At 41.8% G+C, this 20924-nt stretch carries 14 protein-coding genes; 6 read left to right on the top strand and 8 right to left on the bottom strand.

What is annotated here, in order from left to right; translation table 11 throughout:
• Positions 1-289 precede the first annotated feature (289 nt).
• From AC5FX4_RS02925 to AC5FX4_RS02905, 5 genes are all read left to right on the top strand, one after another.
• Complete coding sequence (locus AC5FX4_RS02925; RefSeq protein WP_493605022.1) at positions 290-1951, top strand: SNIPE associated domain-containing protein; 1662 nt, start codon at positions 290-292, stop codon at positions 1949-1951.
• Positions 1952-2073: 122 nt separating this feature from the next.
• Positions 2074-2463: a hypothetical protein gene (locus AC5FX4_RS02920; protein WP_493605021.1), complete on the top strand. Its 390-nt coding sequence runs from the start codon at positions 2074-2076 to the stop codon at positions 2461-2463.
• A 44-nt stretch (positions 2464-2507) separates the two neighbouring features.
• Positions 2508-3710 (top strand): IS256 family transposase, encoded by a 1203-nt coding sequence (locus AC5FX4_RS02915; protein ID WP_493605020.1) that lies wholly within the window; start codon positions 2508-2510, stop codon positions 3708-3710.
• 10 nt (positions 3711-3720) lie between these two features.
• On the top strand, positions 3721-4389 hold the full coding sequence (locus tag AC5FX4_RS02910; protein ID WP_493607760.1) for an SIR2 family protein: 669 nt from the start codon (positions 3721-3723) through the stop codon (positions 4387-4389).
• Positions 4390-4398: 9 nt separating this feature from the next.
• A complete protein-coding gene (locus AC5FX4_RS02905; protein ID WP_493605019.1) occupies positions 4399-6129 on the top strand; it encodes an ATP-binding protein in 1731 nt (576 codons plus the stop codon).
• Between the two features lie 33 nt (positions 6130-6162).
• Here AC5FX4_RS02905 and AC5FX4_RS02900 read toward each other — a convergent pair whose 3' ends face one another.
• Genes AC5FX4_RS02900 through AC5FX4_RS02880 form a run of 5 tightly spaced genes read right to left on the bottom strand, consistent with a single transcriptional unit; the run spans position 6163 to position 15690 of the window.
• Positions 6163-8112 carry a hypothetical protein gene (locus tag AC5FX4_RS02900; protein WP_493605018.1) on the bottom strand — a complete coding sequence of 650 codons (1950 nt, stop codon included), beginning with the start codon at positions 8110-8112 and terminating at the stop codon, positions 6163-6165.
• Positions 8109-11654: a hypothetical protein gene (locus tag AC5FX4_RS02895; protein WP_493605017.1), complete on the bottom strand. Its 3546-nt coding sequence runs from the start codon at positions 11652-11654 to the stop codon at positions 8109-8111. The genes AC5FX4_RS02900 and AC5FX4_RS02895 overlap by 4 nt, the downstream gene beginning before the upstream one ends.
• A gap of 14 nt (positions 11655-11668) precedes the next feature.
• Complete coding sequence (locus AC5FX4_RS02890) at positions 11669-13306, bottom strand: Tn7-like element transposition protein TnsE (RefSeq protein WP_493605016.1); 1638 nt, start codon at positions 13304-13306, stop codon at positions 11669-11671.
• The gene (locus tag AC5FX4_RS02885; RefSeq protein WP_493605015.1) at positions 13293-14810 is read right to left on the bottom strand and encodes a TnsD family Tn7-like transposition protein; all 1518 of its coding nucleotides are present in this window, start codon (positions 14808-14810) and stop codon (positions 13293-13295) included. Before AC5FX4_RS02885 ends, AC5FX4_RS02890 begins: the two co-directional genes overlap by 14 nt.
• A gap of 1 nt (position 14811) precedes the next feature.
• Positions 14812-15690, bottom strand: coding sequence for a hypothetical protein (locus AC5FX4_RS02880; RefSeq protein ID WP_493605014.1), 879 nt, complete (start codon positions 15688-15690; stop codon positions 14812-14814).
• A gap of 133 nt (positions 15691-15823) precedes the next feature.
• Between AC5FX4_RS02880 and AC5FX4_RS02875 the strand changes: the two genes are divergently transcribed.
• A complete protein-coding gene (locus tag AC5FX4_RS02875; protein WP_493605013.1) occupies positions 15824-17158 on the top strand; it encodes an IS5 family transposase in 1335 nt (444 codons plus the stop codon).
• 57 nt (positions 17159-17215) lie between these two features.
• Here the strand turns inward: AC5FX4_RS02875 and AC5FX4_RS02870 are convergent, their stop codons facing one another.
• The 3 genes from AC5FX4_RS02870 to AC5FX4_RS02860 are packed head-to-tail and all read right to left on the bottom strand — an operon-like array spanning position 17216 to position 20902.
• The gene (locus AC5FX4_RS02870; protein WP_493605012.1) at positions 17216-18010 is read right to left on the bottom strand and encodes an ATP-binding protein; all 795 of its coding nucleotides are present in this window, start codon (positions 18008-18010) and stop codon (positions 17216-17218) included.
• Positions 18007-20091, bottom strand: a complete 2085-nt coding sequence (locus AC5FX4_RS02865; RefSeq protein WP_493605011.1) for a Mu transposase C-terminal domain-containing protein — start codon at positions 20089-20091, stop codon at positions 18007-18009. The genes AC5FX4_RS02870 and AC5FX4_RS02865 overlap by 4 nt, the downstream gene beginning before the upstream one ends.
• Positions 20075-20902 (bottom strand): TnsA endonuclease C-terminal domain-containing protein, encoded by an 828-nt coding sequence (locus AC5FX4_RS02860; protein WP_493605010.1) that lies wholly within the window; start codon positions 20900-20902, stop codon positions 20075-20077. Before AC5FX4_RS02860 ends, AC5FX4_RS02865 begins: the two co-directional genes overlap by 17 nt.
• Positions 20903-20924 lie beyond the last annotated feature (22 nt).

Below are 20924 nucleotides of genomic sequence, written 5' to 3'. Positions count from 1 at the left end.
GGGCTGTATGGTCAGTGTTTTGGCTTGGAAATTTGAGGTTGAGAAAATAGAGTTTCATACTGGAACTGGTTAACCCTTCACAGCTATCCAAATACTAAATAATAAAGTTTCACCCTAGCACCACTTAATCCACTCACTAGTACTGGAGATTCCCCCTGCTAGACCACCAAATGTCAAAAAATAAAACACAAAGCATTGACCAAACCCAGTTTTATGGAGTTCCACAATAAATTGGGGTAATCTAACGTTAAGTTCATGTTAATAATATTAAAGCAAAAAGGAATTACTTGTGGAACAAGAAAGTTCAGGAAGCTTAATTAGCGTCATTATTACCCTTCTAATATTAGTTACCCCATTGTTCTTTGCTTGGCTATCAAAACGTAAAAGAATCAAAGTTGAAGCTGAACTCGAGGAAGCTCGACAAGCTCTAGCTGATAAAGCGGAGCTTGTTTCAAGTTTGCAAAGACAACATTCCTCTTTGCAAGAGAAGTATGCCCCCATTACTGATATGGAAGCACACGTACAACACCTGCTCAGAGAGTCAGAAAAAACTGCTGTATCTCGAATATCAGAAGCTGAAGCGGCCCTCGCAAAAGCTCAAAGGGAGGCTAATGAGCTAGCTAATTCAAGTCGCATACAAGCAGACAGACTGATAAATGAAGCGAGAATGCGCGTACAAGATATAAACACAGAATCAAATGAGCTAAACACCAAAGCAAACCAAAAATTGAAAGACGCCAAGGAGAAAGCTCATGCGCTAACAGAGGAAGCCCACATAGAAGCAAATCGAATTATCGAGTTAGCTCAAACACAGGCCCAAGAAGTTGCGGGTGATGCTTATGATGCTAAACAAAAAGCCGACTCTTATGCATCAGCCATAAAAGCAATGAAGAATACAATTGAAGGCTACAAAGATGATTACATCATTCCAAATCATTCTGTCTTAGATGATTTAGCTGAAGAATTTAGCTTTAAAGAAGCTGGAGAACAGCTCAAACAGGTAAGAAAGCGAATGCGAGAAATGGTCAAACACGGCCACGCTGGAGACTGTGACTATGTTGAGCCCCACAGAAGAACATACGCCATTCATTTTGCTGTTGATGCATTCAACGGAAAAGTCGACTCCGCTTTAGCAAAAGTTAAACATGATAATTACGGGAAGATCAAACAAGAAATAATCGATGCTTTTGCTCTAGTTAACCATAATGGCGCACCATTCAAGAATGCTCGTATAAACCAATCATTCTTAGATACTCGTCAAGAGGAACTCAAATGGGCCGTATCTACTCATGAGCTCAGACAAATAGAACTCGCGGAGCAACGAGAAATCAAACAGCAAATTCGAGAAGAAGAAAAAGCTAGGAAAGAGATAGAAAAGGCGATTAAAGAAGCTGAAAAAGAAGAGCGTATACTTCAGAAAGCTCTCGAAAAGGCTAGAGCTGAGCTAGCTAGTGCAAACGAAGAACAAAGAATGGAGTTTGAGGCTCAGCTGGCAGATTTAGAAAGCAAGCTTGTTGAGGCTGAGGAAAGGGGTCAACGAGCACTATCAATGGCGCAACAAACTCGCCGAGGACATGTATATGTTATAAGTAACATAGGTAGTTTTGGCGACAATGTTTTCAAAATAGGCATGACAAGACGCTTGGAACCACTTGATAGAGTAAAAGAGCTTGGCGATGCCTCTGTTCCTTTTTCATTTGATATTCATGCCATGATCTACAGTGAGGATGCGCCCACACTAGAGAAAGAACTGCACAGAAGATTTGAGAGAGAATCGGTAAACAAAATAAACCCCAGAAAAGAGTTTTTCAAAACCTCGTTGGCAGAGATTAGGCAGGTAGTTGAGCAGCAGAATTTATCTGATGTTCATTGGACAATGAAAGCAGAAGCCGCTGAATATAGAGAGTCTTTAGCAATAGAAAAGGCTCAACAAGAACATAATGTTGCCTAACAGTGAAGACTCTTTTTATGAAGCACCAACACAGTTGAAAAAACGGCAAACAAAATCTCTGGAAATAAATGCTATAGCTATACTGTTAGCTGAAGGATGACGGCAATAACAAAGAGAATGATATGGCTGAATTGAACTACCAAAAACAAGCGCAGGATTTCTATGGACAGGCGCCTGTCATAATTATGGGCAGCGGAGCTTCTGCTGCACATGGCATGTCGGGGATGGAAGCGCTTGCGAAATTTTTGATAGAGCATACTGAGACTTCTGGCCTATCACACCCAGAGTTAGAAAGTTGGCAAAACTTTTGCCTACTTTTAGACAATGGTACAGACCTCGAAACGGCTTTACATCAAGTAGCGGCTTCAGAGGAACTAACGTCCAAGATCGTTAAAGCAACCTGGAAACTCATCAACTCTGAAGACATGGACATCTTTCAGAGTAGCCTTAAAGACAGTGAGATGTTTCCATTAAGTAGCCTTCTTGAACATATGTTTAGAGGTAGTGTTTAGAAATCTGTGTCATTTCAGTATCATTAAGAAAACAGGAATGACACATGACCAAAGACTTCGATTTAGAACAAGCCATTAAAGCCCTTCAGTCAGGGCAAGATCTGACAGGCAAAGATGGCTTCTTAACCCCTCTTATCAAACAGATCACCGAAGCTGCCTTAAAAGCAGAGCTGGAACAGCACCTTGTAGATGACGAGCAGCCTAACCGTAAAAATGGTTCTAGTAAGAAAACCGTTAAGTCTTCAGTGGGCACTTTCGAACTGGATACCCCGCGTGACCGTGCAGGCTCATTTGAGCCAAAGCTAGTTAAGAAAAACCAGACTAAGTTAACTGATGAGATCGACCGCAAGATCTTATCCATGTTTTCGCTTGGCATGAGCTATCGTGATATCCGCGGCCATGTTGAAGATATGTATGGTATTGACGTTTCTGAGGCTACCATCACAGGCGTTACCGACTGTTTGATACCCGAATTGAAAGAATGGCAGCAACGACCATTAGATGCGCTCTATCCGTTCGTCTGGCTTGATGCTATCCACTACAAAATTAAGGAAGATGGCCGCTATGTCAGCAAAGCGGTGTACACTATCTTAGGCTTAAACGTCGAAGGCAAGAAGGAGCTGCTTGGTCTGTATCTATCCGAGTCAGAAGGCGCGAACTACTGGCTATCTGTACTAACGGATCTGCATAACCGTGGCGTTGAAGATATCCTGATAGCCTGCGTGGATGGCCTGACAGGCTTCCCTGAAGCTATTGCAACTATTTACCCAAATACAGAAGTTCAGCAATGCGTTATTCATCAGATCCGCAACTCTATGAAGTACGTCGCTTCCAAACATCAAAAGGAGTTCATGGCTGATCTAAAACCAGTTTACCGCGCTGTGAGCAAAGAAGCAGCAGAGATGGAACTTGAGCGTTTAGAGTCCAAATGGGGTCAACATTACCCGATAGTGCTCCGTTCTTGGCGAAACAAGTGGGCAAACCTGTCCGTTTATTTTAAGTATCCAGAGTACGTTCGCAAGGCCATCTATACCACGAACGCTATTGAGGCTGTACATCGCCAGTTCCGTAAACTGACCAAGACGAAAGGTGGCTTCCCAAACGAAAACAGCTTGCTTAAGCTACTGTATGCTGGGATATTGAATGCTTCTAAGAAATGGACAATGCCAATTCAAAACTGGAATATGACATTGTCTCAACTGGCGATTCATTTTGATGGGCGCTTGGATGATGTCTTAGATATCTAGCCAAAATTAGCTGACACAGAATTCTGAACGCCCTCTGTTTAGAAGCAGTCTAAAAACAATAAACATTATCACAACAAATTATGACCGCTTAGCTGAATATGCCTGCGATCAGAAAGGTATTTATCACTATACAGGATTTACGCATGGTTTTTTCCGCCAGCTTTCTACACCTACAGCAATTACCTCCGCTCGCAGAGTAAATATATGGAAGGTACATGGATCCCTAGATTGGTTTCAGAGCCCTTTAGAAGATACTGTGGCCCTATCCAATATCCAAAAGATACCAGAGAGCTATCAACCGCAGATTGTGACTCCTGGCGCCCAAAAATACCACAAAACTCATTTAGAACCATTCAGATCGATCATTAATAATGCAGATCAAGCCATTAACGAAGCTGGGTCTTATCTTTGCATTGGCTATGGCTTTAATGATGAGCATATTCAACCAAAACTGATGGCTAAGTGTCTTCGACAGAAAACCCCCATAACTATTATTACTTATGCGCTTTCTGACTCAGCTAGAAGGCTTATTCTTGATGGTAAAGCACAGAACTATATAGCAATCGAACGAGGTGCAACAGACGATCAATCAATCGTTTACTCCTCTTTGAGTGAGAACCCTTTGACTGTAGAAATGAATATCTGGAGTCTTAAAGGCTACCTATCACTAATAATATAGGAAGAAAATATGTCCATTTTTACATTTAAGGATGAAGAAGCTCTTGGAAAGGTTACCTCCGTCGATACTACAAATGTGATCGTAGAGGTGGAGAACATAGAAAAGCTTAAAAGGTTGCAAGTTAACCACCTTGCTGTTTTGCAAAGTAGCAGACTTGGACAACACCTCATCGGCTTGATTACACAAGTGACTCGCAAACGAAGTATCGAAGACATTATCAATGATGGCATCAATGACCGTTCGCCTGAGTTAAATCTATGTAGAATCTCCCTAATTGGTACCATGTTAGATCGTGACGGAGAAAAAGAAAACGTGTTTCGGCGAACCCTAGAAAGCGTTCCTGAAATAGATGCTAATTGCTTCTCACTCGAAGGAGATAACCTTACAAGCTTCATGCGTATCCTGTCTAACGTATCTGCCGAAGGGAATGCCCTGATTCTAGGCAAATACACGCTGGACGAGCAGGCTACGGCTTACTTAAACGGCAACAAGTTTTTCCAGCGCCATGCCTTTATTGGTGGCAGTACTGGATCAGGTAAATCTTGGACAACCGCTAAAATTATCGAGCAGATGTCTGAACTCATTGCCTCTAACGCAATTGTCTTTGATCTGCATGGCGAATATTCTCCTTTAGTAGGTAAAGGTATTCAGCATTTCAAAGTAGCAGGTCCAGCTGATGTTGAATCAGAGCATACTATTGATGATGATGTGCTCTACCTTCCTTATTGGTTACTTTCTTATGAAGCTCTAGTGTCTTTGTTCGTCGATCGCAGCGATCAGAATGCTCCTAACCAGGCCATGATTATGGCACGCGAAATCAATCAAGCTAAGCAAAAGTATTTGCAAGAAAATGCTCAACAAGACATCTTGAAACACTTTACTGTCGATAGCCCTGTTCCCTTTGACCTTAATGTTCTTCTGGAAAGGTTAAATGAAATTAATGTCGAAATGGTTCCAGGAGCGAGCGGCAAACCGAAACAAGGTGATTTCTTCGGGAAACTCGCTCGTATGATTTCTCGTCTTGAAAACAAAATTTCAGATAGGCGCCTTGGCTTTATGTTCAACGGTGGCGCAGCCCCTTTAAACTTCACTTGGCTTGATGAGTTCACAACAGCAGTTCTCGGAAGCACAGGTGAGAATGGCAAAGCAGGGATTAAGATCATTAATTTTTCTGAAGTTCCGTCGGACGTCCTACCATTGATTGTATCTCTAGTTGCAAGAGTAACATTCTCTGTTCAACAATGGACTCCCTCAAAACTTCGCCATCCGATTGCGTTACTTTGCGATGAGGCTCACCTTTACATGCCACAACGCAACATGGCTGGCTCTGCTGATAATATATCAATTGATATTTTTGAGCGTATAGCAAAAGAAGGCCGAAAGTACGGCGTCAGCCTAGTAGTAATAAGCCAACGTCCAGCTGAAGTTAATAAGACTATGCTCAGTCAATGTAGTAATTTCGTGTCTATGAGACTGACTAACGCTGAGGATCAAGGCGTAATCAAACGCTTACTCCCTGATAGTCTTGGTGGGTTTAGCGATATTTTGCCGACACTGGATACCGGCGAGGCACTTGTTGTTGGCGATGCGAGCCTGCTACCAAGCCGCATAAGAATTGATGAACCACAGAATAAACCAAATAGCGGTACTGTCGACTTCTGGGACGAATGGCAAAAACCAGTCAATGATCAGCGCCTATCAGTAGCTGTAGATAACTGGCGTAAACAAAATATCCAATAAGTTTTTGAAGCCAGGTTCAACTTTGGCTTCATCTTAAACCATCAACTTCAATGCACGATATTCACTTAGGTACTTGAAAGGAAAAGGGTAGACCGTGCTGATTTTATTCCTAACGTAATATGTTCTTGTCATGTCTAGAACTCGACCTATCAACTCTTCGTCACCCCATATCTTGCGTATGTGATTAAACTGCCCTCGGCTAAACTTAAACCCACCCTTAGGTATCCCCACATAATAGGCGCCTATACTGTCATCATAAAAGTGGCCCGTCATGCTCTCCAGGTACTCATTATGCTGACCTTTCATTGAATACTTCATTCGAATACCTGTTTCGTCAAAATAATCATCGAAAAAACTTTTTTCTAACTTAGAGCGATAATTTATCTTATATTTTTTGAAGTGGTCTAAATCAAACATTGCTTGATGTGGCAGAGTACACAGCATCTTACGGATTTTAAAATGTAGATCTGAATCAGTTTTTGTTGATATCCAAGCTTCTATATAAGTCCTTGACATGCCCTCTTCAGCACCATCTTCCAACTGCTCCAGAATATCAAACAAAAGTTCAGCGTCAGGTACAGCTATAATTCCCTCACCTGAAATAGAAACTATCTTTTCACACTTATTTTCTAATAACTCTATTATGTATTTCAAATTTTTGTCTAGGTAACTTATAGGCTCAGGTAGCTCAATACCTATTGAATCAAAATACATTGCATCATGACGCTTGAAGTGTATTTTTCCATCGTGACAATATAACGCATCAAAAAAGACTTCCTTTGTTTTTGGATCTTGTACTCGCTCAACGAATATGTAATTGCCAGGTAGCTCTTGAATCAGCAGTTGTCCATTCAAGCATTCTTGCTTGACCATCAATTCTTTAAGGCAAGTATCAATTAGCGGCCTTATACCCTCCTCTGATGCTTGTAGAACAGTACTTGAATATATTGATTGAGTAGCCCCAACCCTAGAATAATAACCTTCTTTTGGGTCTAGGAGACCTTGCTGCTCATAACTTTCTTTTTCATCAAGAGTCAAAATTACGAGGTTATGTTCTGACAATTGGGAGATATCATTGATAAAGTTCACATCCACAGGCCAGTTGACCTGCTGAAATCGCTTGAAAGCTGTATTTGTTAAAGCTGCATCTAAAATATAAACACCACCAAGGTCATTTATTGTTTCATATATTTTCTTGTAAACATTCCTTATCTCTGTTGGCCCATAATGCTGGCGCCAAGTTGAATTGATTGCCCTTAATTTTATTGACACTAAACCTATAAAGCTTGAATTCATCAATTGAATAAACTGACTTAGAGCCCCGAGCCTGCTTCTTCTTAGAGAACCGCTTTGCAGTCCACTAATGTCTAGTGCATTAGTGACAAAATTGTTTTTTCCTGGACTCATAGGAATGAATACACCACTTGGGGCCCTCTTTAGTAGCCCTGAGCTTTTTTCTACCGAGTACCGTACTAAACTTTCTCTATTCCGCTTTTCCGTTGACACCAATGATTCATGACAAAAAACCTGCCCAGCCATTTTTATAAAAATTTCATTGAAGCGTTTGCTGTAAGCAAAATCAATTTTCTGGCATTTAAATAGCGGCTTTTTCGCATAAGTTTCTTTTTCAACTAATACATACGTTTCACCTAGCCCTGATATGGTCTCATTTGGACTCAGTCGACCAAGAGCTCTACATAGCAACCTTAAAACAGCCAAGTTGTCCAGCTCTTGAAAGTAAGCTTGTCTAACTGTGAATGTTTTTGTTGACTTAGGTATATTGCCACGTTCAAAAAGCAACCAAAAACACCCCGAGTGTTTGATCATTCCTATTGGCGTTAAGCTTTTATCCAACTCACCAAGAGCCTTAGAAAATTTTATCGGCTGCTCTTGAGGAAAAGTAACTTGTGCAAGCACAAACCTGTTGTTTAGAGCATCTCTATCAATTTCAGCTAATACCATTGAAGATAAGCATACACTCATGACAATCTTCCAAGAATATCAATTAGTTGCATCATTCCTTTTGTATCATGCAAGCCTGTTTCAGGGTCTATAATACCTGAAACAGAAATCATATCCGCACAGTATACGTTTGAAGGTTTTTGTATATATGAGCTAACCCCTTCCTCACTTTCAGATATAGGAAAGATCGAAAACCCTTCACACATAGAATCTGTTCTACTCTTAGCTATTACATTGATATATAGAGCTTTGAACGCTTTTCCCTTATCTTCCTGATGCACCTCTGGCCAACGACTTCGAATAGCATGAAGCTTTTTGGCACACCCACCCACAGTTTTATCTTCTAAACTAGTTGTCATTGTTCTAAGTTCCCAGTGCTTTATATCTACTAAAATAATACTATTCGGTGTTGATATATAACCGTCAAACCATTCATGGTAACCAGCTTTCATAACTTCTATGGAATACCCTTCAGACTTCAACAGTGCCTTAATTGCTTCTTCACCTACCGCCCCCATATAAATATCGAACATTGCCGGCATTAACACATATGGGCTATCACTCCACTTAAGCGCAATATTATTTTTGGAGAAGTATTCTCTAATTACTGGGTTCTGAACCAGTAAAGATAGTTTTGCCGACTCCGCCGAAACTTCTCGAAGTCCTGTTTTATTGACTGGGTTAATAAATATTTGAGGCCCGCTTTCAGGTGACTGCTCAAATACAAATTGATAACTTCCCTCTAGCTCACTAAAGACATAATAAACATTTGGGTCACTGACAGTTGGGGAAGAAAGCACTTGGTTTCGCAATTTTTCATATTGAGCTATAGAGTCAATAGCTTGCATTCTAAATACAGAAGTAATCAGCCTCTGAATATGAGACCAGTTTCGCATTGATGCTGGGGAATACGAGCTACTACTACTATCATCATGATCTATATATATAAGTTCTTTGGCTTTATTGATCAGTCCTCGATACTCAAATGACAGTGTCTGCTGAGGTCTCATATCTTTGGCAAGTGTTTCCATAAACTTTTCAGTATCATCGAATAGAATCGTTATTTCTGGCTGTTTCCACTCCGTTCGACACATTCGACCAAGCGCCTGCTCAATGAACCTGTAAGTGGCATGTTGATAATCAGGCGAATTTTGATACACCCTAGATAACTCGGAAGTCGAAAATTCATGCAACTTGCTTGAGATTAACTTGTTCAGAGTGCCTTTAACTTCTTGTTCTCTCATATAGGCTTGTTCAAACATCATAAATGTTTGGTGAATGCTTTTACGCATCATCGTAGTACGCTCAGACTGACTTTGTTGAACGTGAAATACCCCACCAATTAATGACTTTGGCTGTTCAATATATATAGAATCTATATCTGTGTTGATATCACTACTGGTTTTGGGCTCTGGACCCACATATATGTAGCCTCGACTATCCTTTAGCCTATAACATGGTGATAAGCCAGCACCAGTAGCTTGATAGTTTGTTACTACAACAATTTTTTTCGACGTGTTTTCAAGCTGTTGTATAACATTATCAAACTCACCATTTTTAAATGAGCCCGCATTGATATTAGTAAAAACAACTAAATCATATTGTTGCGCTAACCAATTAATCAGCCCTGAAAATTCATCTGTCGTGAACTTTCTCCCGAGCATACAAAACATATAGCGATTAGTTTTATGTTTAGCAAAATATTGAATCGCGGCTATTAACCTCGCTAACCTCTTTTCATGAAAATTAATTTTTCCACTATAAACCCCTGTAGCCTCCTGCACCCAATCAGAATACTCTAAGCGAGTGAGGTTCTTTCCTTTGTATCTTTCAACTAGCTTTTTCAGCCCTCCAGCTAAATTCATTGGAGAGATAGGGAGTACATTTATTTTTACTCCCTTATTTTTATATTGGCGCTTGTTTTCATACTCAGATTGAATATTAAGCTTCTGAACTTCGTCAGGCTGTTTTAACCTATTCTTAAGAGTCGAATTTAAATAGTTGATATCAAAATTATGTATCGCTGTTTTCGCTGAAGCAGTTGCGCTTATGCCTAAAATTTGCGCACCGTCATCAACCCAATGAGCTAATAGGCCAGATGGAGTAATACTTAAGTCAAATGTTTTTGCCGTTATCGTATTATCTATATCTGAAGTTTTACATATATTGGATATTTCAAAACCAAACTCGTGATAACTATATTTACGCTTTTCCTTGTTTATCGTGAAACTCAGTCTGGCGCCTAACAATGATAAAACTTCTTCTCTGAGGGAAGCTAACCCGAAGTGATTAAGTAATTTTGAAATCATATCGTTAGTTGTATGTGGCTTAATTATCGCTATTGGTGCATCCGAATTATTGCCCTGATTTATTTTTACATGGTTTTTTTCTAATCTTTTTATAGCGCCGAGCATGGCATTACTAAAAGCTCTCAGTAACTTGGCAGTCTCGTTTATTACTCTGGTACCGGATATATCACCATCTTTTCCAAATACATTTAACTCTTCATTTTTCGAGTGCATATATCGTAATTCATCCAGCCCAAAGTTTGCTGTATGAATAGACATCCTGTCTGATAATAAACTAAAGACTTTTCCCCCTTCCCCTTCATTCAGGATAAGCCCATTGTCACTTAAAACCATCCGACAATTAAGGTGCCAGTAGTTACCGAATGCAGTTAATTTTTCTCTAAACTTATCAAAACTTTTATCTATTCCTGCAAACTCTTCAGATGCATCAACCCTATATGTTGAAAAACCAGCATAAATTCTTCTCAATACGTCAATAATATCTACTTCTACGGGAGACTCGATCAGATGCTTTAATATTTCATCCTGCTGCCTATCAAATTCATCAAGAACGACCAGTACTTTATTTAGTAAGTCACTAATACGGAAGCTTCCTTGAACTCCTTGCCAAGGTAACATCAGTTTTGCGGTAGTCATGAAAATAACTTGTGTACCATCATCATCTAGCTTTGACGCCGGCAGAAATACCTGTATAACTTCCTGCAGCTTAGTATTTACAGCATGATTATTTTCCTTGTTTAGGCGCCTTAAATTATATACAAGGAGATTGAACAGCTTGGATGTTTTTATTCGAATATCACTACTTAGTTCACCTTCTGCTCCACCAGAGTGTTGAGCTGTTTTTAGTATTGAGATACAAGACCTGAGAATATTGATATCTTTAATTTCTGCTTGAGGAAAGAGTTTATAAATAACATCCCAATGTTTATCGGAAAGAGCACTTATCGCATCTTCTTGAGAAGGAATAAAAATTACACTTCCTAGTAATTTTTTCTTTGTCTCCAAATCAATATAACTTGAACTGTTAATTTGGTCCTTAAGTTGATTGTACGCGTCTAAAACATTCTTCTTTAGATTGGTTGAATAAATGATTTTTTTACCTGATGACTCCAACAAATGTTCTACAAAAAATTGACATACTTGGTAAGTTTTTCCAACTCCAGTAGGAGCATCGACTAAAGCCAAAAAGCCTTCTCTATCTATATCATTTACACCTGCTAAATCATGGTAAACATCCAACAAAGCGCTTGCCATTCATTCATTCCTTATTAAATACAGTTCGAATCAATTACGATCACATTTCTAAAAAAGCGCTCAGCCCACCTATTCACATCTTCCTCTGTCAGCTTTCCTTTATCTTTTGCAGGCTGATGCGACACACTTTTGTGATTGCCTTCTCCAACAAGCGCATCAAAGTATTTCTTTGGCCAGCAGAATTGGTTACTGAGCAATCTTCTTTCTATCTCGGGTATAAAGTCTCGTAACTTGCCTTTTGGCGCTAATGCTCGTGCTGAGATGACTTTGGTGGCAATGGAGGCTCTGCCATCTGAGGTATCCACCTCTAATAGAAAATAGCCTTCGCTTTGATGTTCAATCTTTACAATAGCCATACATCTAGGCGAACCGTCTACCATAAGGTGGCTCTCACTGCGCCCCACTTCTGGTAGCTTACGAACAATAGGCTTATTTTGTTTAACACCATGTTCTTGTTCTAATATCTCCAGCATTTTGAAGAAGCTATCGAATTTATTGAGATATAAATCGGCGTTGTCGGTGAGGTCATCTAAGCCATCAATGGCGGCTCTGGGTGTATCGCCTCGCGAATTAGGGTCATCGGTGCTTACGTCAGGTGGTAAGGTGTCAGGTTTATCTTCGTCTTCTTTACCACCAGGACTTTTTCTAGGCTTTGCATCGACTTTACGAGTGCGTGGCACTCTGTTGTATATGCGCTGTGTCGCATCACAGAATATCAATGCAGACTCGTTATCTTGGCTACCGTCGCTGTTTTCGTCGATTTCTCGCTGTGTAGGCAGTTGCGGGTAGGTACCAACTTTCCCTTTACCCGAACCTGGTTTGTTTTCGGTAAAATCTGGATGTGAAAAGCCTACATCCGAAATATCAGGGAAGAACAAACCATCCAATAATTCAATGCGATTGATAAACCATGTGCTTTCATCACGTGACTTCCAACCTCTTGCGGCTACTTTTACAGCCTTGAGCTGAGGTGGGTCGAATCGAAAAGTCCAACGCTCTACGTTAGGTACCCTAACTCGCTCTTGCGAAAAATACTGATAAATGCTGTTAAACGAATTTTTAATGTCACTGTTTAACAATAACCAAGCAATTTGATGTCTAAACCCCTCATTATCAAGCAGTACTTTTGGGCACAATGTTGTTGGTAAGGCGTTGATCACGAGATCTAAAGGAAACTCTTTATCATCGTTGTTGGGGTGGTGGTCAACGTAAAACTCTAAGTCGAGCGCACTATTAATGAGTGCGGCATTTGCTAGGTAGTTGTTTGTAAAAAACAACGCTCTGGCCAGTTCCAACTGTGGCAAGTAAATGGTTTTGCCTGCACTTTCAAACACAAAGCATTTTTGCGATTGCTCTTCGCTCAGCTTATACGTCACTAAACCACTATCACCCACCGTGGCGGTTTGCCAAAATGCTCGTTCGGGTAAGGTAAACTCGATCGGGAAACCTAGGGGCAAGGCATCAACTGTTTGGTTTAGTACGACTTGTCGGCTTAAATAGGGTAGCTGGCTAAACTTAAGAGCCTTGCGAGTGGATTGCTTAAAACGAACACCAATATCCCACGTTTTGCGGTCATTGTATTTAAACAGATTGCCTATCGCCTGTATTCTGGCGTCGTCTGGTAGTGTTTTAAATCTATTAACTTGGTTCATACGTTACTGCAAATCCTAGCAATTGTGACGCGAGTGGTCGGGTCCTTTTCTCGTTTAGCCCTGCCATGCGTTCAATTCGCCAAGTTCTAAGTATTTGATGTTTTGCAATACAACGAATACATGCCACAGCGATACGACGGCATTGGTATTCCTCTATAGTTTCACAATATTTATTAAAAAACAATTTACATAACGGTAACTTTTCTAAGAATTTGATCTGAGACAAAGGGATGCTTGCATGGGTAACTAGCCAAGTTACTGTATGGCGGCTTGAGCCAAGCTGAGTTTCTACTTTATTAATCAATGAAATAAGTTGCTTTGCGTATTTTTTGTCTCGTTTTGACCAATCAACTCTGTCTGTTTTTGCAACTTTGACTTTGGCAGAGCCTTGATTAAATTGCATCAACCATTGTTTATCATGCCGATATAACCATGTGTAAAGGTGAGCAAAACCGTTTTGCCTCGCGCCTTTAACGCCAAACTTAGCCACAGCACGTTGCCACTTTGTACGACGTACTTGGTCAACCACCACAGGCTCAGTGCTCAAGGCCATTTCATCGTATGGGGTATGCGGCAATGCTGGAGCTGTAGTGAGTATGTTCGCTATATCCAACTGCTGCTCATAGCATGCTTGCCATACCAATAGATGCTGAAGGTAGCTAAATGATTTTCTGTGCTTTCTAAACAAACACTTCAACCAATTAGAGTCTTCAGCCTTGTTTATATCGAGCCCAAAGCTTGCTAGGGTATGGTTGCCCCAATACCCTAAAACCAATTGTGCGATCAGCTCGTGCTCAACCTGCTTACCCCTAACAAACCCCAGCTGATAAGCCAAATGATGATAAAAATAACGCCATTGCAACGGATGTATATGGTGCTCTGACAAGTTCAGCAACTGCTGCGCATATTCCGCTAGCAATGTGATTTTGTGGTTTGTTTGATTTGGATTTGAATGCAAAAGCACATGAGGACTTAGCGCAATAAATTGGTGCCTATGCAACTCGCTTATCAAAATAGGGCTGTTTATCAATTGCATGCCATGCTCTGCACATACTGAAAAACCAGGCAGTTGCCAGCGCCGTGTCCAAAAAGGTTCTCCATATTGTTCTATTTGCGTTGTTACGCATAATGGGCAGTAACGCAGATAGTGTGGGCTTTTAACTTTAGATGCTGCTTTGCCTAGCTGTACTTCTGCCGAGTGCCTGCAATCAGTCAGCAACTCATGTTTAGCTTGAGCTGCAATGTTGGGGTGCACAAAAGGAGAGTACAACGGAAAAAGCGTATGCCTCTGTAACAGCTTATATGGTGTTAAACTAGCGTTACCTTGATAATGAGCGGAGATCTGCGATAAATGCCCTTGAAAGGCTACTGAGGCGATTATTTGACGATTTTGGAATACCTCATCAAGCAATTGCTTGGGTGACATGATACCTGCATGCACACCGTACCTTGCGATGACGCTATACAGCAGCTCATCGGGGCAAGGTACGGGTAAACAGGCCATGCTACACGCTTTGTTTAAGCCAAGCGGTCATATCAAAAATCTTTCCTTGTTGTTTGTAGTATTGATAAAGCTCACCCGATTGCTTTTTGTGTTGAGAATAGCCAAAACGCAAATCGTCACTCCGCAGTGTATGCCAGTCTTTTGACTTGATGAGTACTGGCTTTTCTTTGAACTCCTCCACTTCATCTGGCGTTTGCTCATACCACTCAAGAACGAGTGGAATTAGCGCTCTTACCTGCAGGTTTGGGTGATCTTTAATGGCTTTTTGCACTAATGGTACCAATAACTCTGATTCACACCCCATGCCTAGCAAAAGGTTATAAAGCCTCATGGCCTCTGAGTCGCTCGCAAAAGGGAGTGTGTCTGACTTAGCAGCGGCAACTTCAGAGATCTGCTGACTGAGTTCCAACAACCGCTTATCAATCTCTTTGTAATTTAAGTCTGAATACTTGGCAATGCTCTTAGCTTTACCAGACTTGAGCGCTTCAATCATGGGGTGGATCGGCTGTAATTCAGATTCATACACCTTCACAAATAGTTTTGAAGATAGCCGTTCAACGCCAGTAATAATGGCGCGTAGTTGTGCAAGCACAAATAACTTAACCACAATGTCTAGCACCCCTTGAGACAGCTCAAACCAAGTATTGCGGACTTCTTCTGTGAGCGGTTCATCGCGGTGAATAAGCCACTGATACTGCCAAAGCTTGTCTGTCAGCAATCGCCACTCTGTGGGCTTTGGTTTACCCGTCGCTTGATCGATTCTATTTTTGTGCTGTGGTAGGGGCGCCCACACCATAGAGCCAATGCCCGTGCTGCGCCTTGCTGATTGCAACTCAAGTTCGAATATGGGCCTTGCTTTAGGAGTACCAACCAAAATCACCGGCACACCAATTAGTCGACACTGAAAAACACTTAATGTATTGATCTTCTTGATGATCTAAACGATCTTACTATCCTCATTTTGCAAGGTTTGTTTTCTCACCCCTCAAAACCTTGCAAAATGGAGATTAAAAATGAAGCCAAAAGCGACCAACCATACACCACAAAAGCAGCTGTTCACGATCGAATTGATTGACCTCGTGGCGCCCAACCATGAACTGGTTAAATTGGCCAACATCATTGATTGGCAGCGTTTAGAAGCCGAATTTGGTCAACTTTATAGTGCAGATACTGGCGCATTGGGAAAACCCATTCGGTTATTGGCTGGATTGGAATATCTTAAACAAATTCATAAACTTTCGGATGAAAATACGGTCGCCATGTGGTGTGAAAATCCCTATTGGCAGTATTTTTGTGGGATGCAGTTTTTTACTCATCAGATGCCGTGTGACCCAAGTTCGATGGTTCGCTTTCGCAAGCGAATTGGCGAACAGGGTGCGGAATTGATGTTGTCGCTCACCGTCGATGTCGGACTAAAAGTCGGCGCGGTAAAAGAAAGTAGTTTGCGCGAAGTAGTGGTGGATAGCACCGTGATGGAAAAGAACATCAGTTTTCCAACCGACAGTAAACTGCTTGAACGATGCCGTAAAAAACTAGTCGACCTCGCCAAACACGCAGGTATCACACTGCGGCAAAGCTATGCGAGAGCAGGTGTGAAGGTCGCAAATTCAGTCAGTCGTTATGCGCATGCCAAACAATACAAGCGGATGCGTAAAGCATTGAAAAAACAAAAGTCGTATCTTGGCCGTGTGTTCCGCGACATTCTTCGTAAGTTAGATACCAACCCCTCAGCGGCGATGGTCGTTCAACTCCGCCAAGCTGAAAAACTGCTCAAGCAAGATAAATTCAGTAAATCGAAGCTGTACTCACTGCATGAGCCGCACGTTGAATGCATCGCGAAAGGTAAAAGTGCAAAACCGTACGAGTTTGGGGTAAAAGTCAGCGTAGCAACGACGGTGAAGGAACAATTTGTCCTATGCTGTCATGCCATGCACGGCAACCCTTATGATGGTGACACCTTGTATCGCACCTTGAAAATAGTCGAAGACGTCACCAACATTCGCCCGTTTACGTGTTTTGTAGACCGAGGTTATCGCGGTCATATGGCAGAGCGGTATGAAGTCTTTATCGCAGGACAAAAACGCGGTGTGACACCTGCGATAAAGAAAAAACTCAAGCGGCGCAATGGGATAGAGCCCATCATCGGGCACATGAAAAGTGATGGCCATTTGGGGTTAAACCGCTTGAAAGGCATATTGGGCGACAAACTCAATGCCATTTTAGCGGGTATCGGGCAAAACTTCAGAAAAATTCTAAGCCTATTGAGGCTTTTTTACGTCTGGATTTTATGTTGGTTGAAAATGTGTCTGAGTTGGAAAAATCGGACAAATATCGAATTGTCTAGCTAGACTTGCAGTGGATGAATTGGGAACGGAAAGGCTCGGTTAACTGGAAAGCCGAGATTTTCAGAATCGACCAATTATATTCACCAAGGCCACAAAAAACTCGAGCATGCGTTCTTGCCCTTCCCTTTGTTTGCGGCCTAAACGCTGTATTTCATCAATAACTAACACACCAATGGCATATTGATTGGCGACTTGCCCCATAAATGACAGTAACACCTCAGTACTATGACGTTTGTAGCCGTATCTCTCTGTGAGATCAGTATTAAGATGTTTATCGACCTCTTTAAAGAAGTTTAAGCAGAGGCTTTTTAATGACCCATCCACGGGGCATTCGATACGCAAATAGGCAAGCTGGTAAGTATTATATTTCTCGTGATAAATCGCTTGTGGGTAGGTGGCTAATATCCGCAACACGCTGGAGCTTTTACCACATCCAGAGCAACCAATAAGTGACAAGCAACGTGCCGTAGAAGGCGCTTCGGCAAAACGAAAACTGCTAATGTCGCCCGTCATCAAGCGTTCGTAGCCGTTTTGTAAGTGTTGCTGTAGCTGGCCAGTTGCTATGTTTCTGGCAACATAGCCGCCGCGGATCATCAACGCTATTTTTTCCTCAAGCGCCACATGCATCGATAAAGGTTGAAAGAAGTCATCAAGCAAACCACATAACTCATGAGCACGCTGCCTTGCGTCTAAATACCCCGCCACAGGGTTGTATTTTACTTTGCCCTCTAGCTTAGTTTTCAGCTCTTCAATTTTGCTCACTTTTGGTAGTGCTTCAATAAACGGGTTGCCTTTATAACGCTCGATCTCAGACTCCTGATACACCGCGCGGAAGATATTAGAGGGTAAACTCATGCGTCGTCATCCTCTTTAAACAGCTGATCTGAAAAGTCAGGAAAGTCCAAATCGTCATCGGGCTCAGAAAGATAATGCACTTGCGCTGATTTACTGGTGTCGATGTTCACTGGTTTATAGGCGCGCTCTTTACGTTCTTTGGTTTTTTCTTCTGCGCGGTTGTCGCGAATATTGCGAATACGTTCCGCATCCGATAAACCAATGTGTTTTGGCGCGGCCTTTTCTGCTTGCTTTACCACCTCTATCACTTGTCGCTCCAAAGCACGTTTTTGTTCATCAGCAACTAATTTTGCATCAGCATGCGTCTGTTTTAACTCATCATTTTGCTGCCACACATCCCAAAAGCTCGCACCTGAAAACTGTCTTGAGCGTGTTGCCAACTGACACACAAAATAGTCATTGCAGTTAGGGCCGTGATAAATGTAGATATAGTCTGCCGTTGCTAAGTCATAGGCAACTTCCACACTTTTAGGGCGTTTAACCTCCTTGCCACGATGCATCCAGCCTAGTTTTAAAAGCTCAGCACTGGTGTAATACACGCCAAATATACAAGCCCCCGAATCAGATATCGTCGCCCGAGCTCTTGGCATCAATGCTACACGAAGATGCTCAGCTGCTGGCTTTTTCAACCGACCAGTACGATTCTGCAAGCCCCAATTCCATATCGCCAACGGGTTATTCGGTAGGTCTGTTGGCATATCAGGGGCTTTATCGTAGTCTTCAATCACATGATATTGATTGTGATAAAGTACTGAAGCTAAGATGATTCGAGTAAATTCTTGAATAGTAAGCTTCGCATCCAAGCGATAATCTCTGTCGCCTTGCTTTTTGATTTTGGTACCTGTGACCACACCAGGTGCAAACGGTTTGAATGCTTGTTGGAAAGTGCGAAACGCTCGTTCGACAACCCCTTTAGCCTCGCTTCTAAACGGTGGTGTATTTTCAACGCGAACACCAAAGCCCTTTTCAAGGCATTCAATTTGATGACCCATCAACTCGCCTCTGTCAGCCAACAATGCTGAAGGTAAGCCAATACACGGCCATTGCTGCGGGGTTACGTCAAAACCAAACTGACGGCAGTAGTCTGATTTATCCGTCGTGGCCATATGTATTGCCTGAATGGCCGCAGAATATGAAGGGTTTTCAAAACCAATATAAAACCCAGCCACCATGCGACTAAATACATCAATAACCATGTAAATCACTGGGCGACCGACGATATTGCTTCTTTGGGAATCAGACACCAGATAGATATCCGCGATTGTGGCGTCAATTTCATACCGCATACCTGGGCCCAAAACATCTGCGGCGGCGGTACCAGTTAGTGGTCGAATATCTTTCTTTCGCTTTATCTCACCCGCCTGCGCTTCAATTTTGTCTACTTGGCGATACTCACGTTTGTAGAAATGCTCCATTTGCCTGAGTGTTGGCAATTCTTCTTCGGGTAAGTCAGGAAAGTACTGCTCATAAATATCTTTGAGCCTGTTGTGCGCGTATCTAAAAGATTTGCCTTTGTCGGTTAATATGTGTCGTTCAATCGCTATGCGAAATAGCTTTTCAGTAAAGTCGTCAATTAGCGCACCAGTGCCTGGCATGTATTTGCGCGGTCGCCCTAACTTTGTTGTAGCTCGGCGCTTTTGGCCCTTGGCACCTGAGTTTTTATAATCTGGTAATAATGCGTTGGGGATCTGGCCACGTTGCCAGTATCTACGGGCAAAACGATAAATAGACTGTTTGGTTTTTCCTGTCTCTGCCACTATCTGGTTAACCACTTTGCCTCTAGCTTTCGGTTCGTAGCAGTTCTCAAGCTCTACCAATGGCTTGATTGCATCATAGTTTTCATCACGTTTTAACTGAGCGGTAGAACCTGGCTCTGGAATTACAGTAGCAATATCGCTATATGGGTCGGCTGCACGTTTGAGCACTTCATCTTGAAAACCCTGTTCTAACTCAGTTATTTCAACAAGTTCAGGGAAGGCTTTGTCATCGTGCACTTTTATCCAAAGCACGTAATAATCAAATACCATTAAAATGCGATACAAGGTTTGTTCGTATTGCAATACTTCATTGATTTGAAACACGAAACACCTCCTGAATTTGTTCAACGTTACCTAGTTTAAGATGACCAACTTGTAGCTTTTGGACTGGCGTGAAAATATCAAAGGTAAAGTAACGGTCAGCCAGCAAAGCTCTTATCTCAAACAACGACTCTCCTAAGTCTAGCCCATAGGCGGTATCTATCTCTTTGCAGGCGTTTATAAGGGTTTTGGTTGGGTGTTTTGCAAAGTAATCGGCATAGAATCTGGCTTGCTCAATGGCGGAGTCTGAGGCTTCTTCATGCTCACCTTGCAATGGGTAAATCCACTCAACATTCACTTTAACAACTTTTGGGATCTCTTGCTCAGTGACTATTTGCCAAGGGATCTGCTTTTCATGCCAAAAGCGTTTCTCGAGTTCAAGTATCTCTATTTTTCGCTGCTCTTCCAAAGCGCTGACATATTTGGCTTGTAACGCAAAATAGGGCAGATCTTGTGATGTTGTTTCAACAAGAAAGTCGCTCGAAAGGTATTGGTCAACACCCCGAACATTTGGGTGTTTGATACCTGCGGATTCGGCTAACTCTAGCGTTATCTCAAGCTCAAGCGGAAACTGCTCTTTAACTTGCAGTACATCCTGCCGCCACTCGAGCAAATAAAACATAGCTAGTTCAAGATCGGATAATAAATGGTGTGTTCGCTTAGACTTATAACCAAAGACTCGATGTACACGGCCATCGGATGGCGCATCATAAACCGTTAACCACGGTTTGTAATCTTGATACTCGCCAGTACCACGCCCCTCTTTAATCCACTTACGATATTGCGCCTCAGTATGGCCAATCTTCCTAGACATAATATACCGCTATAACTGATTG

This window comes from Pseudoalteromonas sp. ATL1 (genome assembly GCF_058933015.1).
Note: the sequence above shows the minus strand (reverse complement) of the source record. Positions and strands in the feature narration are given on the sequence as shown.